Genomic DNA, 19,146 nt, shown 5'->3' with positions numbered 1-19,146 from the left:
ATAGTACCGAAATAGAGACCTTTGAGACCTTCTCTAGCAACTCAATTACCGACTCCCTATCTTTAAGCTAAGCTCCATTGATTGAAGTACACAAGTGTTGGAGAAAAACTCTCCTTCCCAATCCCCAATCCCTATTTTCAAACCAGACGTATTCCAGGGCAGCATATAATAGGCGTGGAATTGGTACTCTTTCTCGGTCAATCGCCCCAAAGACGCGCTCGGAATTCACAATGAAGCTACGTTCATTTTTTTATGCCTTGGCAGCGGGTACTGTTGCGCTGCTAGCTATTGCTGCCGTTGGATTTTCTTGGTTAACCTCCCAAAGCCCCTTGAACATACTACGGGGGGGAACGGTGACAAACCCAACAACTACGATATTCGTGCCAAAACAGGCACCGATAATGGCATCATTGCTTGTGAATCCAGACCGCTTGGAGGCATTTCGGCAACTGGTTGCCCGTCCGGCAAACCGACGGCGATCGCGTGCTGAATTAAACCAGATCGAAGAAAGTTTACTCGCCAATACAGATATCAACTATCGACGGGATATCCAACCCTGGATTGGGGATGAGATAACATTCGCTGTCACATCTTTAGATTTTGACCGTAACCAAGAGAATGCTGCCCAGCCTGGGTATTTAGTTGCCGCTACAACCAAAGACGCTCAAAAAGCCCGCGAGTTTCTACAACTGTTTTATTCCAAACAAGCGATCGCAGGGACAGAAGATTTAGTCTTTGAACAGTACAAAGGTGTCAATCTAACTTACAAACGTCCCATCGCACCGATTGTCGGTTCCAATCAAACCCCGACTCCCCCAGTTTGGACAAGTGCTGTAGTAGGCGATCGCTTTGTACTTTTTGCCAATCATCCGAAAGTGTTGCGTAATGCCCTCAATAACGTCCAAGCGGCAAACCTCAACCTGGAGGATGACCCTGAATACCAACAAGTGTTACAAAGCTTGAATGAACCTCGGATTGGTTTTAGCTTTGTCAATCTTCCGGCGTTAGCCGCATGGATTTCTAATCAACCGATACCCACACAAGAGTCCTTCCAAGCGTCTGATACAGTAGCGATCGCTTTGTCGTTAAACAGTCAAGGCTTACTTGCCCAAACCGCATTACTGGGAAGCCAGCCAAGTGAGCAGAGTCAAAGTCCCACCCTTTCTAAGCCAGTAGAGGCATTGCAGTACATCCCGGCTGAAAGTAGCTTAGCGATCGCTGGTACTGATTTAAACCAATTCTGGAATCGCCTCTCCACGGCACGAGGGGATGATGACACCCTGAAGTCACTACTTGACCAACCCATTGCCAGTTTGCAGTCGCGTTGGGGTATTCAATTACCGGAAGATATTTTCAGTTGGGTACAAGGGGAATATGCCTTGTCCCTGCTACCCCGTCCTGATAGAGATAATCCAGATTGGATTTTTGTTGCCGAAAAAGTGCCTGGTACAACAGCAGAGGAATCAATTGAGCATCTAGACGCTGTCGCAAAGCAACAAGGACTCAGTATTGGAAATTTGCCTCTAGGAGATAAGACAATCACAGCTTGGACCAAACTTCTCACAACCTCAGCTATCACAGGGAAAGATGACAATTTGCTGAAGCTAGAGGCACAAGTGCGTGGTGTCCACACGGCTGTTGGGAATTATGAGGTTTTCACTAGCTCTATTGAGGCAATGGATGAAGCGCTGCAAGGGTTGGAGAATTCGTTGGTAAAGAGTGACAAATTCAAAAATGCGATCGCACCTTTACCTGAACAAAATGATGGCTATCTGTATCTTGACTGGACACAGGGAGAGACGTTGATCAAGCGTCAACTACCAATTGTTCAAGTCGTGGAACTCGTGGCAAAGCCGTTATTTGAGCATTTGCGATCGCTAAGTATTAGTAGCTACGGTATCGACAATGGCGTTCAACACAGCAAACTGTTTTTCCAGTTACATAATGCGAACGAGTCATAGCCAATACTCTTGCTCAAGGGTTACTCACCACAACGATGTATAGCAGTAGCCACGAATGTTAGGACATTAACGGGAGAAGAGCGTTCCCTAGAAGTGAGCCGATTTGACCCAAAGCTGACCGCTGATTGCTATAACGTCATCCAATTCAACGTGCCGATTGTAATGGAATCTACAAAAAGACCGAGAGTGAAAATTTGCTGCATTGGCAGTGTTGAAGAGGCTAAGCTAGCAATTCATTACGGTGCTGCGGCATTAGGCTTAGTGTCGGAAATGCCGAGTGGGCCAGGAGTAATTTCGGAAGGGCTGATTGCCCAAGTAGCAGCAAGTGTGCCACCTACTGTGTCTTCGTTTTTGCTAACTAGTAAAGTAGAACCACTCGCAATCATTGCCCAGCAACGACGCTTGGGTGTGAATACGATTCAGATTTGCGATCAGCTCGAATTGAGCAAATATGAGGATTTACGTCAGGCATTACCAGGAATTGCGATTATCCAGGTAATTCACGTCACAGGTTCAGAATCAATCGAAGAGGCAGTTGCGGTAGCGCCTCACGTTCACGGGATTTTATTGGATTCTGGAGATCAATCTTTGGCGATTAAAGAACTTGGTGGTACAGGACGAATCCACGATTGGGAAATCAGCCGACGCATCCGAGAGCGAGTTGATGTCCCTATTTTCTTAGCAGGAGGACTCAATCCGGATAACGTTATCGCCGCTATTCGACAGGTAGAACCGTTTGGTGTGGATGTTTGCAATGGTGTTCGCACCAATGGAAAACTGGATGAAGTGAAGCTATCCCAATTTTTCACTCAAGTTTCAGAAAGCTTCTATAGCGATTCAGAAACCTAACTAACAGAAGTTAGAGACACAGTATGCTGTACTCCGATGTGTAATTGTAGATAGAAGACTTTTTAAGGTAAAACAGAAACTCTTCTAAGCTAATTTTGACTCGGTTCCTTCTTCTAACGTCTTCCGTAGCTCTGTATTTTCCTGAACTGCCACAAGCACAGACTTGAGGGCGGCAGCCCAACCTAGGGACTTGTCATAAAATTGCTCTTGTACTCCAAGGCAGCCTTGTTGCTTTTGTTTATAAAATTCGCGAACATCACACAACTTCAGTATGGCATCACCATAAGCTGTCCAGTCATTAGGTTGCACTTCCACAACAGCAGGTTCTACATACGATAAGGCTGGACAAACCGCTGAGGTAACTACAGGACGCTTCGATAAAATTCCTTCAACGACAACCTGGTTGAAGCCTTCAACAAAGTCTGTCCTTGTTGGCACAATAACAACATGAGAACGGTTAAACATCTCGCGCATTTGTGTCTTGTTACAGTGACCGTGGCAAACAAAGTAAGACTCTAATCCAGCCGCTTTGACACTCTCACGCAAAGCCTCCAGTGCTGAACCCTTACCGCAAATATCAAACCTGATGTCCTGTCTACCAAGGGCAACAAAACGCTTAGCAATTTCTAGAAGATCAAAAACTCCCTTGCTGTGTTCAATCCGCCCCGCAAACAACACTCGAAATGGCGAATGTTCTTCGTCTGGTTCACCCACCTCTGCAAACTCGGTGCGCTGGTAGGTGGGTAAAAAATTTACGAGTGGCAGGTTTTCACTTTCTGTAAGCTGTTTTAGTTGCTCATTTATTTCATTTGAGGCTGTCAAGATAGCCGTACACCGATTAGCGAAAAAATCACTGCTAAGTTTTAAAAGTATTTTCTGTTCTCGGCTTTGGGGGATATACTTCCGCCAAAGAACGCAGTGCAGTGATGGAATAACTTGCACCCCCAACCAAGAGAGTATCGATAAGACAAACCAATGGGTTGTGCCATCTGCCACTACAGCAACGTTGCTTCTGAAACGAATGGCGGAGGCAATTAGCTGTAACCCAGACCACAACTGTCCTAAGTGATAAAAAATTCCTGATGAATCTCGCCAAACAATTGGACGATGCTCAATTAGGAATTGACCATCACGAAACAATTTCTTTTTTGGATGCGAAGAAATCACGTATGCTTGTGCATTCAATGCGCGACACACTTCGTAGAACTGACTGGAATAGGTTATTGAAACTTGGGAAGGATCGTCGTGCCCCTCAACCCAATAACCATAAGTTCCAATTACATCTCCAGGACCGGCAGCATATAAAACTCGCAGTGCCTTTGACATTAACCTATGCCTCAATGTTGAGCAGAAACTACAGTTCTCGCACTTGCCTCAAAATTAACTGCCAAGAGGTTTGGCAAGATAACTAGTTGCCGAAACTTCGTTGAAGGCAACGTAGTTTTTTTTGCAAAGTTAGTTGTTCTGGGAATTTATACATCTAAGTAACCAAACAGAATTAATTACATACTGATTTTTTACTAGGTAAGAATTTCACCCTAGATTTTGTGTAATTAATTGTGTGCAACTACTTATCTTCAGGATAGTCGTTTAATTGATATTTATATTATCTTAGGTAGAGATAAACTCAAGAAATTGTATAGTTTTATACAGGCAGTAGCAAAAGCTTGTTAAGGCGTTTGCTGTCCTAGAGGTTGACTTTGTTGTTTCAGACATTTCTGGAAGAAACCCCAACCTCTCATCAATAGCATTCCTCTTCTGGTTCACGTTATAGGCTTGCAATAAGTCATTCGCCTCCGAAGCACCATAAGAAAGCCAGCAAGGCAATTACTAAGCTCAATGAGGTGAAGGGCTTTAATGAATTCAGAAGGTTCAGGGGAACAAAGACAAGAACTTCTGAAAAGAACCAACTACTCCATAGCAGCAGTGTAATCAAGATAATGAGGGACATAATTCCTCCGAAACAAGAATCAGAACCGAAAAAGTAATGTGGCAGACAGCAGAGTGTCACTTCTGTTGTTTTGTAAGTGCCTTAGTTTAGATAAGACAATAGTAGACAGTCTCATCTGTATTCCGTACTCAACTGGGGAGAGAACTAATTCCCAGTATTTCTAGGAGGGTCAAGGCGTATGCGACGGTTATATGGTGGAGGTGTCATTGCATTGATTGCAGCCTTAAGCGCTACACCAGTATTATCCCAGGCTGCAAATTTCGATAATCTGACATTAGCACCTGGTTTTCCCAAAGGAGCAGGACAGGTTAGTGGTTACACGGGTGGTGGCTACTCATTATCATCAATTGCTAATAGCGATCGCAACAATAAACCTTGTATCGGTTTTGGTGACCCGACACCTGATCACATTATGGTCTTGCAGCAAGACTTCTCAAACCTCAGCGTACTCGTCAACACGGGGGGAAAGGATACAACCTTAGTGGTTCAAGGTCCAAATGACCAGAGCGTTCGCTGTGGGGATGATACAGGTTCCAGTAAAGATGCCAGTGTGCAAGGCTCAAACTGGTCAGCAGGCACATACCGGATTTGGGTTGGTTCCTTTGAGTCAGGACAAAGGCTGGATTACACCCTAACTGTGCGTGAGTAGGGAAGTTAAGATAGTTTGTGACTTGTTTTACCATTCGCTAGGTAACCTGCTGTGCTATCTGCGCTTCTTACTGACTTCCGTATCATCTTTGAGCGTGACCCGGCTGCCCGTAACTGGCTAGAGGTTTTGTTTTGCTATCCCGGTTTACAGGCTCTACTGTTCCACCGTATCTGTCATTGGCTTCACCTTGTAGGAATTCCTTTCATTCCTCGCTTAATCTCTCAGTTCTCTCGCTTTTTGACGGGTATCGAAATTCACCCTGGAGCAACGATTGGGAGGGGTGTTTTTATTGACCACGGTATGGGCGTTGTCATTGGTGAAACAGCAATGATTGGAGACTATGCCCTGATTTACCAAGGCGTTACTCTGGGGGGTACGGGTAAAGAGGGGGGTAAGCGGCATCCTACACTAGGAGAGAATGTCGTCGTTGGTGCTGGTGCTAAGGTTCTAGGCAATATCCAAATCGGCAACAATGTTCGCATTGGTGCTGGTTCAGTCGTGTTGCGCGATGTTCCTTCTGATTGCACAGTGGTTGGTGTACCTGGCAGAATTGTCTATCGCTCTGGTGTGCGAGTTAACCCACTGGAACACGGTAGCTTACCTGATTCAGAAGCAACAGTAATTCGCGCTTTAGTAGACCGTATTGAGGCACTAGAACAACAAGTACAGGATTTGATAGAGCAACCGTCTTCAACAATGCCCCAACTTCAGGCTGTCTCTTCCAAGATGGATTCTCCAGATGCGGCTGAGCAGTTTGCTAAGAGTTGCCATATTAGCGATCAAGTCATTCAGCAGTTTTTTGATGGTGCTGGTATTTAGCGACTCACGGATTGACCGCTTGTTTAGACCATTCCTGAGAATTGTTTCGGTAGTAAAGCCATCGGTTTTGTGGGTCGCCTCGTAACTCCAAGTGGTCTACCTCTATAGGTTCTAGCAACAACAAGCAAAAATTCGGGAGTGGCTGCTCTGGGTCAGGTGACGGTGGCGAAAAGGCACCGTTATTTTCTGTTCTAGCTTCACCAGGATGAGGCCAGGCAAATTGTAGACGCGCTGGGTCAGAAAGCTCTTGCCAAGTGGTTTTACGGGCAGCTTGTAAGGCTTGGTCTGGATAATCTGCTCTAACTAGAGTTAGTTGACCCGCCAAACGAAATTGTTCTCGACTTTCAGGAAAATACCAACAAGCTTCTCCCCAAGGTTGGTCGTCAATTTGGTCTGCTTTCTGGCTACGGCAATCCGTAATAATTTTGAGTTGGTTAGTGTCGTCTAGAAACCCGCGAAAGACCACAGTACGGTTGGCAGGACGCCCATCTGCACGAAGCGTTGCCAGTTGAAAGTAGCGGGCGTAGGGCAGTTTGCGGTTTTTGTGGAGCGCACGGGCTAGTAGCGATCGCCAAGGAGCAAGAGGCATTTGGTGGTGTAGGTTACAGCTCTACACATAGCGCAAATCCTTTGATTTTTCAATATTTGCCCCCATATCTAACATCGCGTATAGTCAGGGTTTAGCTAAACCGACAACAGATTCTAACTATGGTTCGAGAGCTTGAACGGGAGCGCCAAAAGCGCGATTTCCCAGAAACAGCACCTGCTGCTAATCCAGTATTTTTCAGAACTTACAGCCGCCGCACACAAACAGGGCGCGAGACTTGGGAGGAAGTATGCGATCGCACAACCCAAGGTCTGGCTAAATTAGGCAAGTTGAGTGAGCGTGAAGTCACCCTTCTACACCGAATGATGAGCCAGATCAAAAGCCTCCCGTCCGGGCGCTGGATGTGGGTTGGTGGCACCGAATGGATCGAAAGAAAAGAGAACTTCTCAGGAGCCTATAACTGCACCAGCACTAATGCAGTAGACTGGCGTGCCTTTGGCTTAATGATGGATCTGGCGATGATGGGGTGTGGCACGGGTGCGGTACTTGAACCAAAGTACATTAACCAACTCCCACTCATTCGTAACCAACTGACGATAACCTTACAAGGTGAAATTGGTTCTACCCCAGTTCAAGAGCGTCGTGAACAGACAGACGTAAAGATGGAGGGAAGCCAAGTCACCATTCACGTAGGAGACTCTCGCCAAGGTTGGGTGCAGTCTTATCAAACCTTGCTGGAATTAGCTACAGATGAGCAATTCTCAGGTGAAGTAAACGTATTAATTAACCTCAGTGATGTCCGTGCTGTAGGAGAACGCTTAAAAGGCTTTGGTGGCGTTGCAAATCCTGTTAAACTGCCCGAACTTTATCAGCGTTGCGCTTCAATTCTCAATAAAGCCATAGGAAGACAATTAAATTCAGTTGAATGCTGTCTATTAATCGATGAAGCTGCAGTCACAATAGTGGCTGGAAATATACGCAGAAGTGCTGGAATGCGCCAGTTCGATGCCAATGATCAATCAGGCGCTAATGCCAAGACTAATCTGTGGCAGCAAGATGAAAATGGCAATTGGCGTATAGATCCAGAACGCGATGCACTGCGGATGGCTAACCACTCTCGCGTTTATCACCATAAGCCTACATTGGAAGAATGTATAGAAGCTGTTAGAAAACAGTATTATTCAGGCGAGGGTGCAATTCAATGGGCTGGTGAGGCAGTAGCTAGAGCCAATTGTGACTTGCTGCCGACTCAAGAGCTAAGAAAAGATTTTCTAAAATCTTACGAACAAGGAACAGCTAAACAATGGTTGCAAGAGCAATATCCTGATCTTGCTCCTGATGAATTAGAGCATCGGTTAGCTCGTGTTGGGCTTAACCCGTGTGGTAATGAATTTGCCTCACGCTAAAAACCCTGCAAAATCGGTAGAGGCTGAGAGGCGAATACCGAGGTAAGTAAAAGAACTAAAAAGCTTTTGCCACCGTACAGCGTAGAGAGTGAAACTAGATTAATAAAAAATATATTTATATAAAAGTCTAGAATATAATCTCTCCAAGAGTGTAGGGGTATGTATGAATAAAAAAGAGTATATAAATCGAACTCTTTTTATAGATTTTACATACAAAATGTACGCGGAGCTTACACAAAAAGGAAGTGTAAGAACTAGAGGATAAAAAGCCTTTAGGGTAACAAAACTGGAAATCATCGGCTCTAATTTTCATTGCAATCTAGCTGAAATTCATCTCAACTTAATCGATCCACAGAACTACAAAGAACAAGAGGAGGCGTTTACTGCTGGAGCGCTATCTGTCGCGGGACTGCTAAATCACGAATTTGTTGAAGAACGCTACCGAAAGTCACGAGAACTTGATCCAATCGTCGGTGTCTCCTTCACTGGCTTATTTGACTTTTTCGTGAATGCCTTTGGCGTTGATTGGTTGCGCTGGTGGGAAGCTGGACGGCTAGAAACGTCGGTAGGATTGGAGTTTAAGCGACAGGAGCAGGAATACCTGACTCGCTGGAAAAACATTGTGCAACGGGTAGTGTGGGATTATTGCGATCGCCATTCCTTGAAACGTCCAAATCGTTGCACTACAGTTCAGCCTAGCGGTACAAAATCTCTACTGACAAGTGCTTCCCCTGGCTGGCACCCTCCGAAGGCACAACGTTTCCTACGTCGGATTACATTCAGGAAGAATGACCCTGTAGCCCTAGCTTGTATTGACTACGGTTACAACGTTATTCCGTCTCAGTCTGACAAAGATGAGCAAGGGAATCTTCTAAACGATCCCTTTGATCCAAGATGCACTGAATGGCTTGTAGAAATTCCGGTTGCTGTACCTTGGGCTGATTTACCAGGAGCTGATGAAATTGACATTTCTCAGTTTAGTGCGATCGCACAGCTGGATTTTTACATGCAAGTCCAGAAATTCTATTGTTCACACAATACAAGTGCGACAATCGAGCTGCGCGAAAACGAGATAGATGACCTTGGGATTCGGATTTATGAAGCAATCAAAGGTGATGAAGGCTATATTTCCGCAGCACTTCTATCACGCTTTGATGATCATCAAACCTTCCCACGTTTGCCGTTTGAACCGATAGCGCGTCAACAGTATGAGCAGTTTATGCAGGAAGTAGAACACAGGCGCAAAACGAGCGATTTTCATCTAGCATTGAGTCGCTACGATAGTGAAGCGGGGCGGGATAGCCTCCTTTCAGGTGATTTCTTAGAAGCAGGCCCAGCCGGATGTGACTCAGATAAGTGTCTATATCCAGAGCAGAAGTCTGTGTAGAGTCCACAGTAGGCTGCTAAGCAAAAGACACGCTAGGATGCCAGAAGAATCAGTAAGCAAAAAGCGGCAGCAACAAGGAGATACATAAATGTTCCTCACTGAACTAACACCAATTTTGAAAGAACTGACCCAACAGCCTGTTGCTTTCTTGGGCGGATTCTTTTCTGGAGTATTTCGCCTCAATCTTTCAGATGACCCAGTGAAAAGCTGGTTAGATCAGCAAGCTGGCGTTAGTAGCTACACAGCTACAACTACTAGCAGTGATAATGGCAAAACTACTGGACCTCAATCAATTTCGATTGATTAAGGCTCAATTTAGCTAAATCGGACAAAACTATGGGGTTTACTGAATCAGCAGTAGACCCCATTGCACTTTTGTGTTATCGCATATGTGAAGTAGATAACACTTGTGAACCAAAACAGTAGGATATGATAATACGATATGTACAAGTTCAGTTCTACCTTTGGTTCAGTTTATGGTTTTGCGATCGCCATTCCGAGGCGATGCCCTTTGGGGAATTGCTTCGTGGTTGCTTACCCTAAAAAAATTACCATCGGTCAATCAGACAAGATTGTGAGCAACCTACATCCTCTAATTCGAGTCTGCCTTTCTGAACTTTAGTTCCTCGTTCAGCTTTATCGATCGACATGACCATTTACGTTGGAAACCTGTCTTACCAAGCTACCGAAGACGACTTAAGCTCAGTATTCGCCGAGTATGGCACTGTTAAGCGAGTTGTGTTACCTACAGATCGTGAAACGGGTCGGATGCGCGGATTTGCCTTTGTTGAAATGACAGAAGATGCCCAAGAAGACGCTGCCATCTCTGAACTAGATGGTGCCGAGTGGATGGGACGTCAGTTGAGAGTGAACAAAGCTAGACCAAAAGAGGAGAATAGTCGCGACGGCGGCGGCGGTGCAAAGCGCAATAATCGTTTCTAAACAAGCATTTGATGTCATTAATGGGTGTCTATCTGCACAATAGATAGAACCAAGAGCTGACCCTAGCCGTGACGCGGCACGGCTAAGTTTTGTCTTTCCTGAGCAATTAGGGTAGATAAGGGACGAGTTGTCGGCGTGAATCACGTCACCACTCGTCACTTAATTACTTAAAATTCAGGGAGACGGGTCAATCGCCTAGACAGATACCCAAACCTCTAGCCGTTTTAACTAGGGTGCTGTTGGCATCCACAGCTTGGTATTTGCTAATCGCTGACTCAATCGGCACATTGACCACCTGACGGTTTTGCCAGGTTACGATCTGGTCATATTGTCCTGCGGCAATTAAATCAACGGCAGCAACACCAAAGGCGGATGCTAGTAAACGGTCAAGCGGTGACGGGATTCCCCCACGCTGTATATGTCCCAAAACAGTAACCCGTGTTTCCGCACCACTACTAGCAGAAATCCGGTCAGCAAGATATTGACCAATACCGCCTAAACGACATCCACCAAAGCGATCGCTATTTGTCACCACCTCACCCGCTTCCGTGCAAACTGCCTCAGATACAATCACAACACTGAAGTGCTGACCTCGCTCCTGACGCTCTTTAATTTTGCGGCAGACATTTTCGAGCGTATAAGGAATTTCTGGGATCAGGATAACATCAGCGCCTCCTGCAATCCCCGCAGAAATTGCAATGTGACCCGCATCTCGACCCATTACTTCTAGAATCATTACGCGATCATGGCTAGCGGCAGTAAAGTGTAGGCGATCGAGCGCTTCTGTTGCGATATTAACTGCCGTATCAAACCCAATTGAACGTTCTGTAACTCCAACGTCATTGTCAATCGTTTTGGGAATGGCAACAAAATTAAGATTGCCTTGCAGAGCAATTTTCCGGAGAATCGCTAAACTACCATCTCCCCCAATCCCAATCAAGGCATCAAGACCAAGTTGGTGGTATCCCTCAATAATGTCATCAGAGCGATCGCGTAATGTACCATCTGGCATCGGAAAAGCAAACGGGTTGCCCTTATTCGTTGTTCCCAACACAGTTCCACCCTTCGTTAGGAGTGCATCGACATTATCCGGAGCAAGCGTAATCACTTGCGGGGGACGATGCATTAACCCGTTAGTTGCGCGACAAATCCCCAGCACTTCCCAGTTGTAAGTACCCACAGCACGCTGAGTTACCGCCCGAATCACCGCATTCAAACCAGCACAATCTCCACCACTGGTCAGAACGCCAATCTTTTTCTGTTCTCCCATAAACCTTGTTCAACCTTGAAATTTTGTCTCATCCACTAAATCTGACCTCACAGGTAGTCACTTAGACAAGACAGGCAGTGTAAAGATTTGATTTCTATAGTTCGTCTAAAGTTAGACGCTTCATTGGCAATGCCTCCCTAAGATAAGAAATAAAGATGATCGAGCATTCAGCTTTCTTGAGGCAGTCTTATGAGCAACTGCCCTACAGGTAAGAGTGCATGACTCGATAGGGAGGACGAAACTTATGGCAGATGTGGATCAGCCCGTAGCTCAGGAGTACGCCCTGGATCGCGACTGCACAACGTTGTCTCGGCACGTTCTACAGCAACTCCAAAGCTTTTCGACAGAAGCACAAGATCTCAGTGCGCTCATGAGTCGCATTGCCTTAGCCGCAAAGCTAATTTCTCGGCGCTTGAGCCGCGCCGGATTAGTGGAAGGAGCGTTAGGATTTACAGGGAATGTCAATGTGCAGGGAGAATCTGTCAAGAAGATGGATATCTACGCCAATGATGTTTTTATATCGGTGTTTAAGCAAAGCGGTCTGGTCTGTCGCTTGGCATCCGAGGAAATGGAAAAACCCTACTACATCCCGGAAAATTGCCCGATTGGACGTTACACCCTGCTCTATGACCCCATTGATGGCTCCTCGAATGTAGACATCAACTTGAATGTTGGAGCGATTTTTTCAATCCGCAAGCAAGAAGGAGATGATATCGACGGCGATGCCCGTGATCTGCTACAAAATGGGCATAAACAAATTGCTGCTGGTTATGTCCTGTATGGACCAAGCACAATGCTGGTGTACTCAATTGGTACAGGGGTTCATTCTTTCACGCTTGATCCCAGCTTAGGCGAGTTTATCCTTTCCAATGAAAACATCAAGGTGCCAGACCACGGTCCCGTCTATAGCGTCAATGAAGGTAACTTCTGGCAGTGGGATGAGTCAATCCGAAACTATATTCGTTATGTCCATCGCCATGAAGGATATACCGCCCGTTATAGTGGGGCATTAGTAGGAGATTTTCACCGGATTTTGTCTCAGGGTGGAGTCTTCCTGTATCCCGGTACGTTGAAGAAACCGGAAGGAAAGTTGCGTCTACTCTATGAATCCGCTCCGCTTGCCTTTTTGATAGAGCAAGCGGGTGGTAGAGCGAGTACGGGAACCCAGAATCTTTTGGACGCAGTGCCAGAAGCACTCCATGCGCGAACACCCTTGTTTATTGGGAGTAAAGAGGATGTTGCGCTTGTAGAGTCCTTTATTCAAGAGCGGGCACGGGAGTCAGAAAAAACGGTAATGGCTCGTTCTTAGAAGCTTGTTGTTGGTTGTTGATTCATCAATAACCCTCAGCCAATCACGATCACAAATAGCAGGAGTCAAGTTAATGACATCGACAGCAAATAATCCGATCTTTCAGATTGAACAACAGTATGGTCAGAGTATCTGGATGGATAATCTGAGCCGTACTTTGATTGAGTCCGGTGAACTCAAGCAGATGATTGAGGAACGGGGGATCGTAGGAATCACCTCCAACCCAGCGATTTTTGAAAAAGCGATCATCGGTAATGCCGTCTACGACGCGGATATCGAAGAGGGCATCCGTGCAGGTAAATCGGTTCAGGAGATTTATGAATCCCTAGTGTTTGATGACATCCGCAATGCTTGCGATATCCTCAGACCTATCTATGAGTCGTCCAATGGTCTTGATGGCTATGTAAGTATTGAAGTGCCGCCAATCATTGCTCACGATACTGAAAAGACGATTGAAGAAGCCCGACGGTATTACGCACAAATTGGTCGGGAGAACGTAATGATCAAGATTCCAGGAACATCTAAAGGCTTGCCAGCCGTCGAGCAAGTGATTAGCCACGGAATTAACGTCAATGTTACCCTGCTTTTCTCGGTAACTAGCTACGTTGAGACAGCTTGGGCTTATATTCGGGGATTGGAAAAGCGGGCAGAGCAAGGGCAAGATATCAGCAAAATTGCCTCGGTAGCTAGTTTCTTCCTGAGCCGGATTGATAGCAATATTGATGATCGCCTTGACGAAAAACTCTCTGAGGGCGTTGATGACCTGAATATGGAGGCACGGCTTAAGGCAGTTAAGGGCAAAATCGCGATCGCCAATGCTAAAGTTGCTTATCAGAAGTACAAAGAGATTATTGGAAGCGATCGCTGGAAAGCATTAGCAGAAAAAGGAGCAAAAGTCCAGCGTCTTTTGTGGGCAAGTACAGGCACGAAAAACCCTGAATACAGCGACGTTATGTACGTCGATGAGCTAGTGGGCCCCGATACGGTCAATACCTTGCCACCTAGCACAATTGAAGCCTGTGCTGATCACTGCTCCCCTGCTAGCCGCATTGAAACGGGTGTTGACGAAGCCTACCAAGTGATCGAATCTCTTAAAGATGCCGATATTGAGATCAATCTGGACGAGGTGATGGACGAACTTCTTGATGACGGCATTGCTAAGTTTGTTAAGCCCTTTGAGTCCTTAATGTCATCTCTAGAAGACAAAGTCAAAAACTTGGCAACGACAGTGTAATCAGTTTTTAGTTTTTAGTTGTTGGTTGTTAGACAAGAGAAGTTGTTAATTCCCTATAACATTAAACAACCAACAACTAATAGCTCTTTCTAACAACTCGCCCACTAACCAACCACTAACGACGAACAACCCTATGGTGACTCTGCTAGAAAATCCTCTGCGCGTTGGATTGCAACAGGAGCGGACGCCGGAACCAGCCATCTTGGTGATTTTTGGAGCGTCTGGAGACCTCACCCAACGCAAGCTTGTCCCAGCAATTTACCAGATGAAACGCGATCGCCGCCTACCACCGGAAACCACGATTGTTGGTGTGGCGCGTCGAGAGTGGAGCCACGATTACTTCCGGGAGCAGATGCGCGAGGGCATTGAGCAATTTTCCACAGGCATCGGAGCCGAGGAAATGTGGGAAGACTTTGCCCAAGGGTTGTACTACTGTCCCGGTGACATTGATAACCCGGAAAGCTATCAGAAGCTCAAAGCCCTCCTTGAGGAACTAGATGGGAAGCGGGGGACGCGAGGTAACAGAGTATTTTACCTGTCCGTTTCTCCCAAGTTTTTCCCAGAAGCAATCCGACAACTGGGAGCAGCAGAAATGCTAACTGACCCAGTAAAGAGTCGCTTGGTGATTGAAAAACCCTTTGGTAGAGATTTGAGTTCTGCTCAGAAGCTGAACCGGGTTGTGCAACAAGTCTGCAAAGAACAGCAGGTTTACCGCATCGACCACTACCTAGGTAAAGAAACTGTTCAGAATCTCTTGGTGTTCCGCTTTGCCAATGCCATTTTTGAGCCACTGTGGAATCGTCAGTTTGTTGACCATGTTCAGATTACAGTGGCAGAAACGGTAGGGGTTGAGGATCGAGCGGGTTACTACGAAACCTCTGGCGCACTGCGGGATATGGTACAGAATCACCTGTTGCAGGTGTTTTGCCTGACAGCGATGGAACCCCCCAATTCGCTAGATGCTGATAGCATCCGGACGGAGAAAGTTAAGGTACTTCAGTCAACCCACCTAGCAGACATCAATAACCTAGAAGTTTCAGCCGTTCGGGGTCAGTATTCAGCCGGTTGGATGAAAGGCAAGCAGGTTCCAGGCTACCGGGAGGAGCCTGGAGTTGACCCCAACTCGACTACACCAACGTATGTAGCAATGAAGCTACTGATTGATAACTGGCGTTGGCAAGGCGTACCTTTCTATCTACGGACGGGTAAACGCTTGCCGAAGAAGGTGAGTGAGATTTCAATCCAGTTCCGTGAGGTGCCGTATCTGATCTTTCAATCGGCGGCGCAGCAGGCTAGCCCCAATGTGCTGACGATGCGGATACAACCCAATGAGGGGATTTCGTTGCGCTTTGAGTCAAAAATGCCTGGACCCAACCTACGCACCCGCACGGTGGATATGGATTTTAGCTACGGTTCTTCGTTTGGAATCTCAACCTCTGATGCTTATGATCGCTTGTTGCTCGACTGCATGGTAGGTGACCAAACTCTATTTACCCGTGCTGATGAAGTGGAAGAAGCTTGGCGGGTTGTGACTCCAGCACTGGCGGCTTGGGAGGCACGAACTGACCCAGCGTTGATTCCCAAATACGAAGCAGGAACTTGGGAGCCAACGGAGGCGGAGCAATTGATTAATCGTGATGGACGCCGCTGGCGCAGACTGTAGAGACGTTCCGGCGGAATGTCTCTTACTAGTATTTATTGTTGAGTTGTCAGAAGCCGTTAAATAGCGAACAACTAACAACTAACAATTAATAAATAATGATCAACAGCTCTCCAACCAACAACCAACAACTAACAACTGATAACTGAATATGGCAACACAATCTCCTCCTCTGGTTTCTATACAACCGCCTAAAGATGTTTCCATAAGTGAAATTGAGGCGGAACTTCGCCAAATTTGGCGAAGTTATGGTTCTTCTGATGACAACAGTGATATTCCTTCTGCTATACGAGCGTCAACGTTTAGCCTGATTGTCTATGAACCCGAAGAAACCCAGCAGTTATTGGCAGCACTGGGCTATTATTCGGGTCCAGTTGACGGTATTGTTGGTCCCCGCATGGTATCTGCCCTCAAGGCTGCCCAAAAAGCTTACGGGTTGCCAAGGACAGGTTATGCCGATGCTACAACTAAGGCAAAACTGCATGAGGACTATACAGAAAGACTAAACAACGGCGCAACAGCGAATACAGCTAAAGATGAACGGCTACAGTATTCTCCAGATCTTGAAAGTTCTGGAATTGCTGATGCGATCGCGGCAGCTAATCCCTGCCGGATTATCGCCCTTTGCCCAACCGCTGGTGAAGATGAAGGGGTTACAGTTCAGGTTTCTGCGTCTTGTCCGATTCAGAAGCACAGCCAAAGTACACTTATCTGTTGTGAATACATCACTCTGCGAGGAACAGCAGCGGCGCTGGAACGCAACGCAGGAATGATTTCAGAGTTGGTGATTGGTGAGCTTCCCAAGTTTATCTGGTGGAAGGCAACACCCGACGTAGACTATGGTCTGTTCAAGCGGCTAGCCGATCTGAGCAATAGTGTCATCATCGACTCTAGTACGTTCAATACCGCTGAAGTGGATTTGATGCGAGTACACACCCTTCTGGAACAGGGAATGCCGATGGCTGACATCAACTGGCGGCGGATAGCGGCGTGGCAAGAGTTAAGCGCTGCTGCTTTTGACCCACCAGAGCGTCGTGATGCGCTTAAAGAAGTCGATCGCGTCACTATCGATTACGAGAAGGGGAATGAGGCTCAGGCACTGATGTATTTGGGTTGGCTAGCGAGTCGGCTCCAGTGGCATCCTACGTCCTATGAAAAAGAGGGTGGGGATTATGACATCCGGCGCATTAAATTCACGACACCTGACCAGCGTAGCATTGAAGCAGAGTTGGCAGGAATTCCAATCGCAGATGTGGGTGAAGTTCCTGGCGACTTAATCAGCTTACGCTTGGGTTCGACCAACAATGATGCAGACTGCTGTACGGTACTGTGTTCAGAAACAACGGGTTGTATGCGGATGGAGGCGGGTGGCGGTGCCCAATCTTGCCGCATCCAGCAGGTAACACCTTTATTTGACCAAAAAACTGAGTTCTTACTGAGCCAGCAGCTACAACGTTGGGGCAGCGATGTACTTTATAAAGAAAGTCTGTCGGTGGCGGCTCAGATTCTCGAATTAGCGAGTTAGTTGTTTGTTGGTTGTTGTTTGTTGTTTGCTAATAACTAATAACCAATAATTAATAACTATGACTTTAGTCATCGCTGGAGAACGTAGTGGGGTGGGCAAGACGACAGTCACGCTCGCCCTACTGTCGTCTTTGTCTCGCCAACATCGGAGGATTCAATCATTCAAAGTGGGTCCAGATTACATCGATCCGATGTTTCACGCCTCAGTCACGGGGCGTTCTTGCCGGAATTTAGACCCAGTACTCACTTCGGAAAACTATGTTCGGGGCTGTTTTGCCCGTCATCTTGAGGGAGTAGATTACGCCCTGATTGAAGGGGTAATGGGCTTGTTTGATGGGGCATCGGGGCAGGATGATTGGGCAAGTACAGCTCATGTGGCACGGCTATTGCAACTGCCTGTTTTGTTGGTGTTGGATTGTAGTCGTTTGTCTCGCTCGGTAGCTGCGATCGCACATGGTTACCGCTCCTTTGACTCTAGGATTAAGCTAGCGGGTGTCGTGTTGAATCGGGTGGGAAGCGATCGCCATTTAGAACTTCTTAAAGAGGCATTGGAACCTTTGCAACTCCCAATCTTGGGAGTGCTGCGGCGCCAGGATAACATCACGATTCCTGATCGACATCTTGGTTTAGTTCCCATCGCAGAAATGCCTCAACTGGATGTCTTGATTGAGCGACTTGCCGATCTGGGAGATAGTTGCTTTGACTGGGACCGCTTGTTGCCGTTGCTTACTGCTCCTACCCCTAATGAGTGTTTTCAAACTTCCCCGTTAAATTTAGATCCCCCCCAACCCCCCTTAAAAAGGGGGGAGAATTTAGTTAAAGTCCCCCTTTTTAAGGGGGATTTAGGGGGATCTCCTTTAGTAACAGGGGAAATGCCAAATTCAACGACTTCTGCTCCCCCCCTTAGCAAGGGGTTGGGGGGGATCTTAGAGGTGGAGGAAGAACCCAAAATTCCCATCCGAGTCGCAGTTGCACGCGATCGCGCTTTTAGTTTCTACTACCAGGACAATCTGGATATTTTGCAACAACTAGGTGCTGAGTTAGTTTTCTGGAGTCCACTCACAGATACAGCTTTGCCTACGGATGTCCAAGGATTGTACTTTGGTGGGGGTTTCCCAGAAGTCTTTGCCCAACAACTGGCGGAAAATACCAATGCGTGTGAGTCAGTACGAAAGGCAATTCTTCAAGAGATGCCGACTTATGCTGAGTGCGGGGGATTGATGTATTTGTGTGAAAAGATTACCGATTATGAGAACCAGTCATGGTCGATGGTGGGAGTATTGCCCACAACAACAGTAATGGAGAAGCGTCTCACTGTTGGATATCGGCAAGCAACTGCTCTGCAAGACAGTCCTCTGCTGAGTGCTGGTGGAACAGTTTGGGGGCATGAGTTTCATCACTCCCAGTTGACAGTGATGCCTGAGAAACCGTTGTTTGAGACACGGAGATATAACCAAAAAGAGCAGGGTAAGGTAGCAACTGAAGGCTGGCAAGTGCATCAGCTACACGCTTCCTATATTCATCTCCATTGGGGTGAGCATCCAGAAATTCCTGCTCAGTTTCTGCAAAGCTGCCAGCAGTTCAGTTAGAAAGAGAATTCTCCTCAAACGTGTTTTGCTGGGTTGCTGCTTGCTGCAC

The 19,146-nt window shown here is 46.6% G+C and carries 17 protein-coding genes; 14 read left to right on the top strand and 3 right to left on the bottom strand.

The genetic code is table 11. The features are described from left to right. Nucleotides 1-230 precede the first annotated feature (230 nt). Together AC5JL3_RS29930 and AC5JL3_RS29925 are read left to right on the top strand one after the other, a co-directional pair. The gene (locus tag AC5JL3_RS29930) at nt 231-1,961 is read left to right on the top strand and encodes a DUF3352 domain-containing protein (RefSeq protein WP_496077919.1); all 1,731 of its coding nucleotides are present in this window, start codon (nt 231-233) and stop codon (nt 1,959-1,961) included. A 162-nt stretch (nt 1,962-2,123) separates the two neighbouring features. Next, nucleotides 2,124-2,810: a phosphoribosylanthranilate isomerase gene (locus AC5JL3_RS29925; protein ID WP_496077918.1), complete on the top strand. Its 687-nt coding sequence runs from the start codon at nt 2,124-2,126 to the stop codon at nt 2,808-2,810. An 84-nt stretch (nt 2,811-2,894) separates the two neighbouring features. Here AC5JL3_RS29925 and AC5JL3_RS29920 read toward each other — a convergent pair whose 3' ends face one another. After that, the gene (locus tag AC5JL3_RS29920; protein WP_496077917.1) at nt 2,895-4,136 is read right to left on the bottom strand and encodes a glycosyltransferase; all 1,242 of its coding nucleotides are present in this window, start codon (nt 4,134-4,136) and stop codon (nt 2,895-2,897) included. A gap of 803 nt (nt 4,137-4,939) precedes the next feature. Here AC5JL3_RS29920 and AC5JL3_RS29915 point away from each other — a divergent pair. Together AC5JL3_RS29915 and cysE are read left to right on the top strand one after the other, a co-directional pair. Then, nucleotides 4,940-5,410, top strand: a complete 471-nt coding sequence (locus tag AC5JL3_RS29915) for a hypothetical protein (RefSeq protein WP_496077916.1) — start codon at nt 4,940-4,942, stop codon at nt 5,408-5,410. Nucleotides 5,411-5,461: 51 nt separating this feature from the next. Next, entirely contained in the window at nt 5,462-6,229 is a 768-nt protein-coding gene (gene cysE / locus AC5JL3_RS29910) for a serine O-acetyltransferase (protein ID WP_496077915.1), read from the top strand. A 4-nt stretch (nt 6,230-6,233) separates the two neighbouring features. Here the strand turns inward: cysE and AC5JL3_RS29905 are convergent, their stop codons facing one another. After that, the gene (locus tag AC5JL3_RS29905; protein ID WP_496077914.1) at nt 6,234-6,818 is read right to left on the bottom strand and encodes an Npun_F5749 family FMN-dependent PPOX-type flavoprotein; all 585 of its coding nucleotides are present in this window, start codon (nt 6,816-6,818) and stop codon (nt 6,234-6,236) included. Nucleotides 6,819-6,937: 119 nt separating this feature from the next. On the opposite strand from AC5JL3_RS29905, the gene nrdJ (AC5JL3_RS29900) reads away from it, so the two are divergent. From nrdJ (AC5JL3_RS29900) to rbp, 5 genes are all read left to right on the top strand, one after another. Further along, nucleotides 6,938-8,182, top strand: a complete 1,245-nt coding sequence (gene nrdJ / locus AC5JL3_RS29900) for a ribonucleoside-triphosphate reductase, adenosylcobalamin-dependent (protein WP_496077913.1) — start codon at nt 6,938-6,940, stop codon at nt 8,180-8,182. Between the two features lie 286 nt (nt 8,183-8,468). Beyond that, nucleotides 8,469-9,569 (top strand): ribonucleoside-triphosphate reductase, adenosylcobalamin-dependent, encoded by a 1,101-nt coding sequence (nrdJ, locus tag AC5JL3_RS29895; protein WP_496078011.1) that lies wholly within the window; start codon nt 8,469-8,471, stop codon nt 9,567-9,569. A gap of 88 nt (nt 9,570-9,657) precedes the next feature. Then, nucleotides 9,658-9,876, top strand: a complete 219-nt coding sequence (locus AC5JL3_RS29890; protein WP_192218478.1) for a ssl0294 family protein — start codon at nt 9,658-9,660, stop codon at nt 9,874-9,876. 135 nt (nt 9,877-10,011) lie between these two features. Beyond that, nucleotides 10,012-10,191 carry a hypothetical protein gene (locus tag AC5JL3_RS29885; RefSeq protein ID WP_496077912.1) on the top strand — a complete coding sequence of 60 codons (180 nt, stop codon included), beginning with the start codon at nt 10,012-10,014 and terminating at the stop codon, nt 10,189-10,191. A gap of 26 nt (nt 10,192-10,217) precedes the next feature. Next, nucleotides 10,218-10,511, top strand: coding sequence for an RNA-binding regulator (rbp, locus tag AC5JL3_RS29880; RefSeq protein ID WP_192218479.1), 294 nt, complete (start codon nt 10,218-10,220; stop codon nt 10,509-10,511). A gap of 187 nt (nt 10,512-10,698) precedes the next feature. Here the strand turns inward: rbp and AC5JL3_RS29875 are convergent, their stop codons facing one another. Next, the gene (locus tag AC5JL3_RS29875; RefSeq protein WP_496077911.1) at nt 10,699-11,781 is read right to left on the bottom strand and encodes an ATP-dependent 6-phosphofructokinase; all 1,083 of its coding nucleotides are present in this window, start codon (nt 11,779-11,781) and stop codon (nt 10,699-10,701) included. A 244-nt stretch (nt 11,782-12,025) separates the two neighbouring features. Here AC5JL3_RS29875 and fbp point away from each other — a divergent pair, with 244 nt between their 5' ends. The 5 genes from fbp to AC5JL3_RS29850 all read left to right on the top strand — a co-directional run bounded on the left by fbp (nt 12,026) and on the right by AC5JL3_RS29850 (nt 19,097). Then, nucleotides 12,026-13,090 (top strand): class 1 fructose-bisphosphatase, encoded by a 1,065-nt coding sequence (gene fbp / locus AC5JL3_RS29870; RefSeq protein ID WP_192218481.1) that lies wholly within the window; start codon nt 12,026-12,028, stop codon nt 13,088-13,090. Between the two features lie 73 nt (nt 13,091-13,163). Further along, the gene (gene tal / locus AC5JL3_RS29865; protein ID WP_496077910.1) at nt 13,164-14,324 is read left to right on the top strand and encodes a transaldolase; all 1,161 of its coding nucleotides are present in this window, start codon (nt 13,164-13,166) and stop codon (nt 14,322-14,324) included. A 133-nt stretch (nt 14,325-14,457) separates the two neighbouring features. Further along, nucleotides 14,458-15,987 carry a glucose-6-phosphate dehydrogenase gene (gene zwf / locus AC5JL3_RS29860; RefSeq protein ID WP_496077909.1) on the top strand — a complete coding sequence of 510 codons (1,530 nt, stop codon included), beginning with the start codon at nt 14,458-14,460 and terminating at the stop codon, nt 15,985-15,987. Between the two features lie 148 nt (nt 15,988-16,135). Then, on the top strand, nt 16,136-17,509 hold the full coding sequence (gene opcA, locus AC5JL3_RS29855; protein WP_496077908.1) for a glucose-6-phosphate dehydrogenase assembly protein OpcA: 1,374 nt from the start codon (nt 16,136-16,138) through the stop codon (nt 17,507-17,509). A gap of 58 nt (nt 17,510-17,567) precedes the next feature. After that, on the top strand, nt 17,568-19,097 hold the full coding sequence (locus tag AC5JL3_RS29850) for a cobyrinic acid a,c-diamide synthase CobB (RefSeq protein WP_496077907.1): 1,530 nt from the start codon (nt 17,568-17,570) through the stop codon (nt 19,095-19,097). Nucleotides 19,098-19,146 lie beyond the last annotated feature (49 nt).

It is taken from the genome of Symplocastrum torsivum, assembly GCF_059505465.1.
This window is presented reverse-complemented; position numbering and strand designations above follow the sequence as displayed.

Coding starts and splice junctions, on each gene's coding strand:
- AC5JL3_RS29905 (WP_496077914.1), bottom strand. CDS start 6,818: ATGCCTCTTGCTCCTTGGCGATCGCTACTAGCCCGTGCGCTCCACAAA.
- AC5JL3_RS29930 (WP_496077919.1), top strand. CDS start 231: ATGAAGCTACGTTCATTTTTTTATGCCTTGGCAGCGGGTACTGTTGCG.
- zwf (WP_496077909.1), top strand. CDS start 14,458: ATGGTGACTCTGCTAGAAAATCCTCTGCGCGTTGGATTGCAACAGGAG.
- rbp (WP_192218479.1), top strand. CDS start 10,218: ATGACCATTTACGTTGGAAACCTGTCTTACCAAGCTACCGAAGACGAC.
- fbp (WP_192218481.1), top strand. CDS start 12,026: ATGGCAGATGTGGATCAGCCCGTAGCTCAGGAGTACGCCCTGGATCGC.
- AC5JL3_RS29920 (WP_496077917.1), bottom strand. CDS start 4,136: ATGTCAAAGGCACTGCGAGTTTTATATGCTGCCGGTCCTGGAGATGTA.
- AC5JL3_RS29875 (WP_496077911.1), bottom strand. CDS start 11,781: ATGGGAGAACAGAAAAAGATTGGCGTTCTGACCAGTGGTGGAGATTGT.
- AC5JL3_RS29925 (WP_496077918.1), top strand. CDS start 2,124: ATGGAATCTACAAAAAGACCGAGAGTGAAAATTTGCTGCATTGGCAGT.
- AC5JL3_RS29850 (WP_496077907.1), top strand. CDS start 17,568: ATGACTTTAGTCATCGCTGGAGAACGTAGTGGGGTGGGCAAGACGACA.
- opcA (WP_496077908.1), top strand. CDS start 16,136: ATGGCAACACAATCTCCTCCTCTGGTTTCTATACAACCGCCTAAAGAT.
- AC5JL3_RS29915 (WP_496077916.1), top strand. CDS start 4,940: ATGCGACGGTTATATGGTGGAGGTGTCATTGCATTGATTGCAGCCTTA.
- nrdJ (WP_496077913.1), top strand. CDS start 6,938: ATGGTTCGAGAGCTTGAACGGGAGCGCCAAAAGCGCGATTTCCCAGAA.
- tal (WP_496077910.1), top strand. CDS start 13,164: ATGACATCGACAGCAAATAATCCGATCTTTCAGATTGAACAACAGTAT.
- AC5JL3_RS29885 (WP_496077912.1), top strand. CDS start 10,012: ATGTACAAGTTCAGTTCTACCTTTGGTTCAGTTTATGGTTTTGCGATC.
- AC5JL3_RS29890 (WP_192218478.1), top strand. CDS start 9,658: ATGTTCCTCACTGAACTAACACCAATTTTGAAAGAACTGACCCAACAG.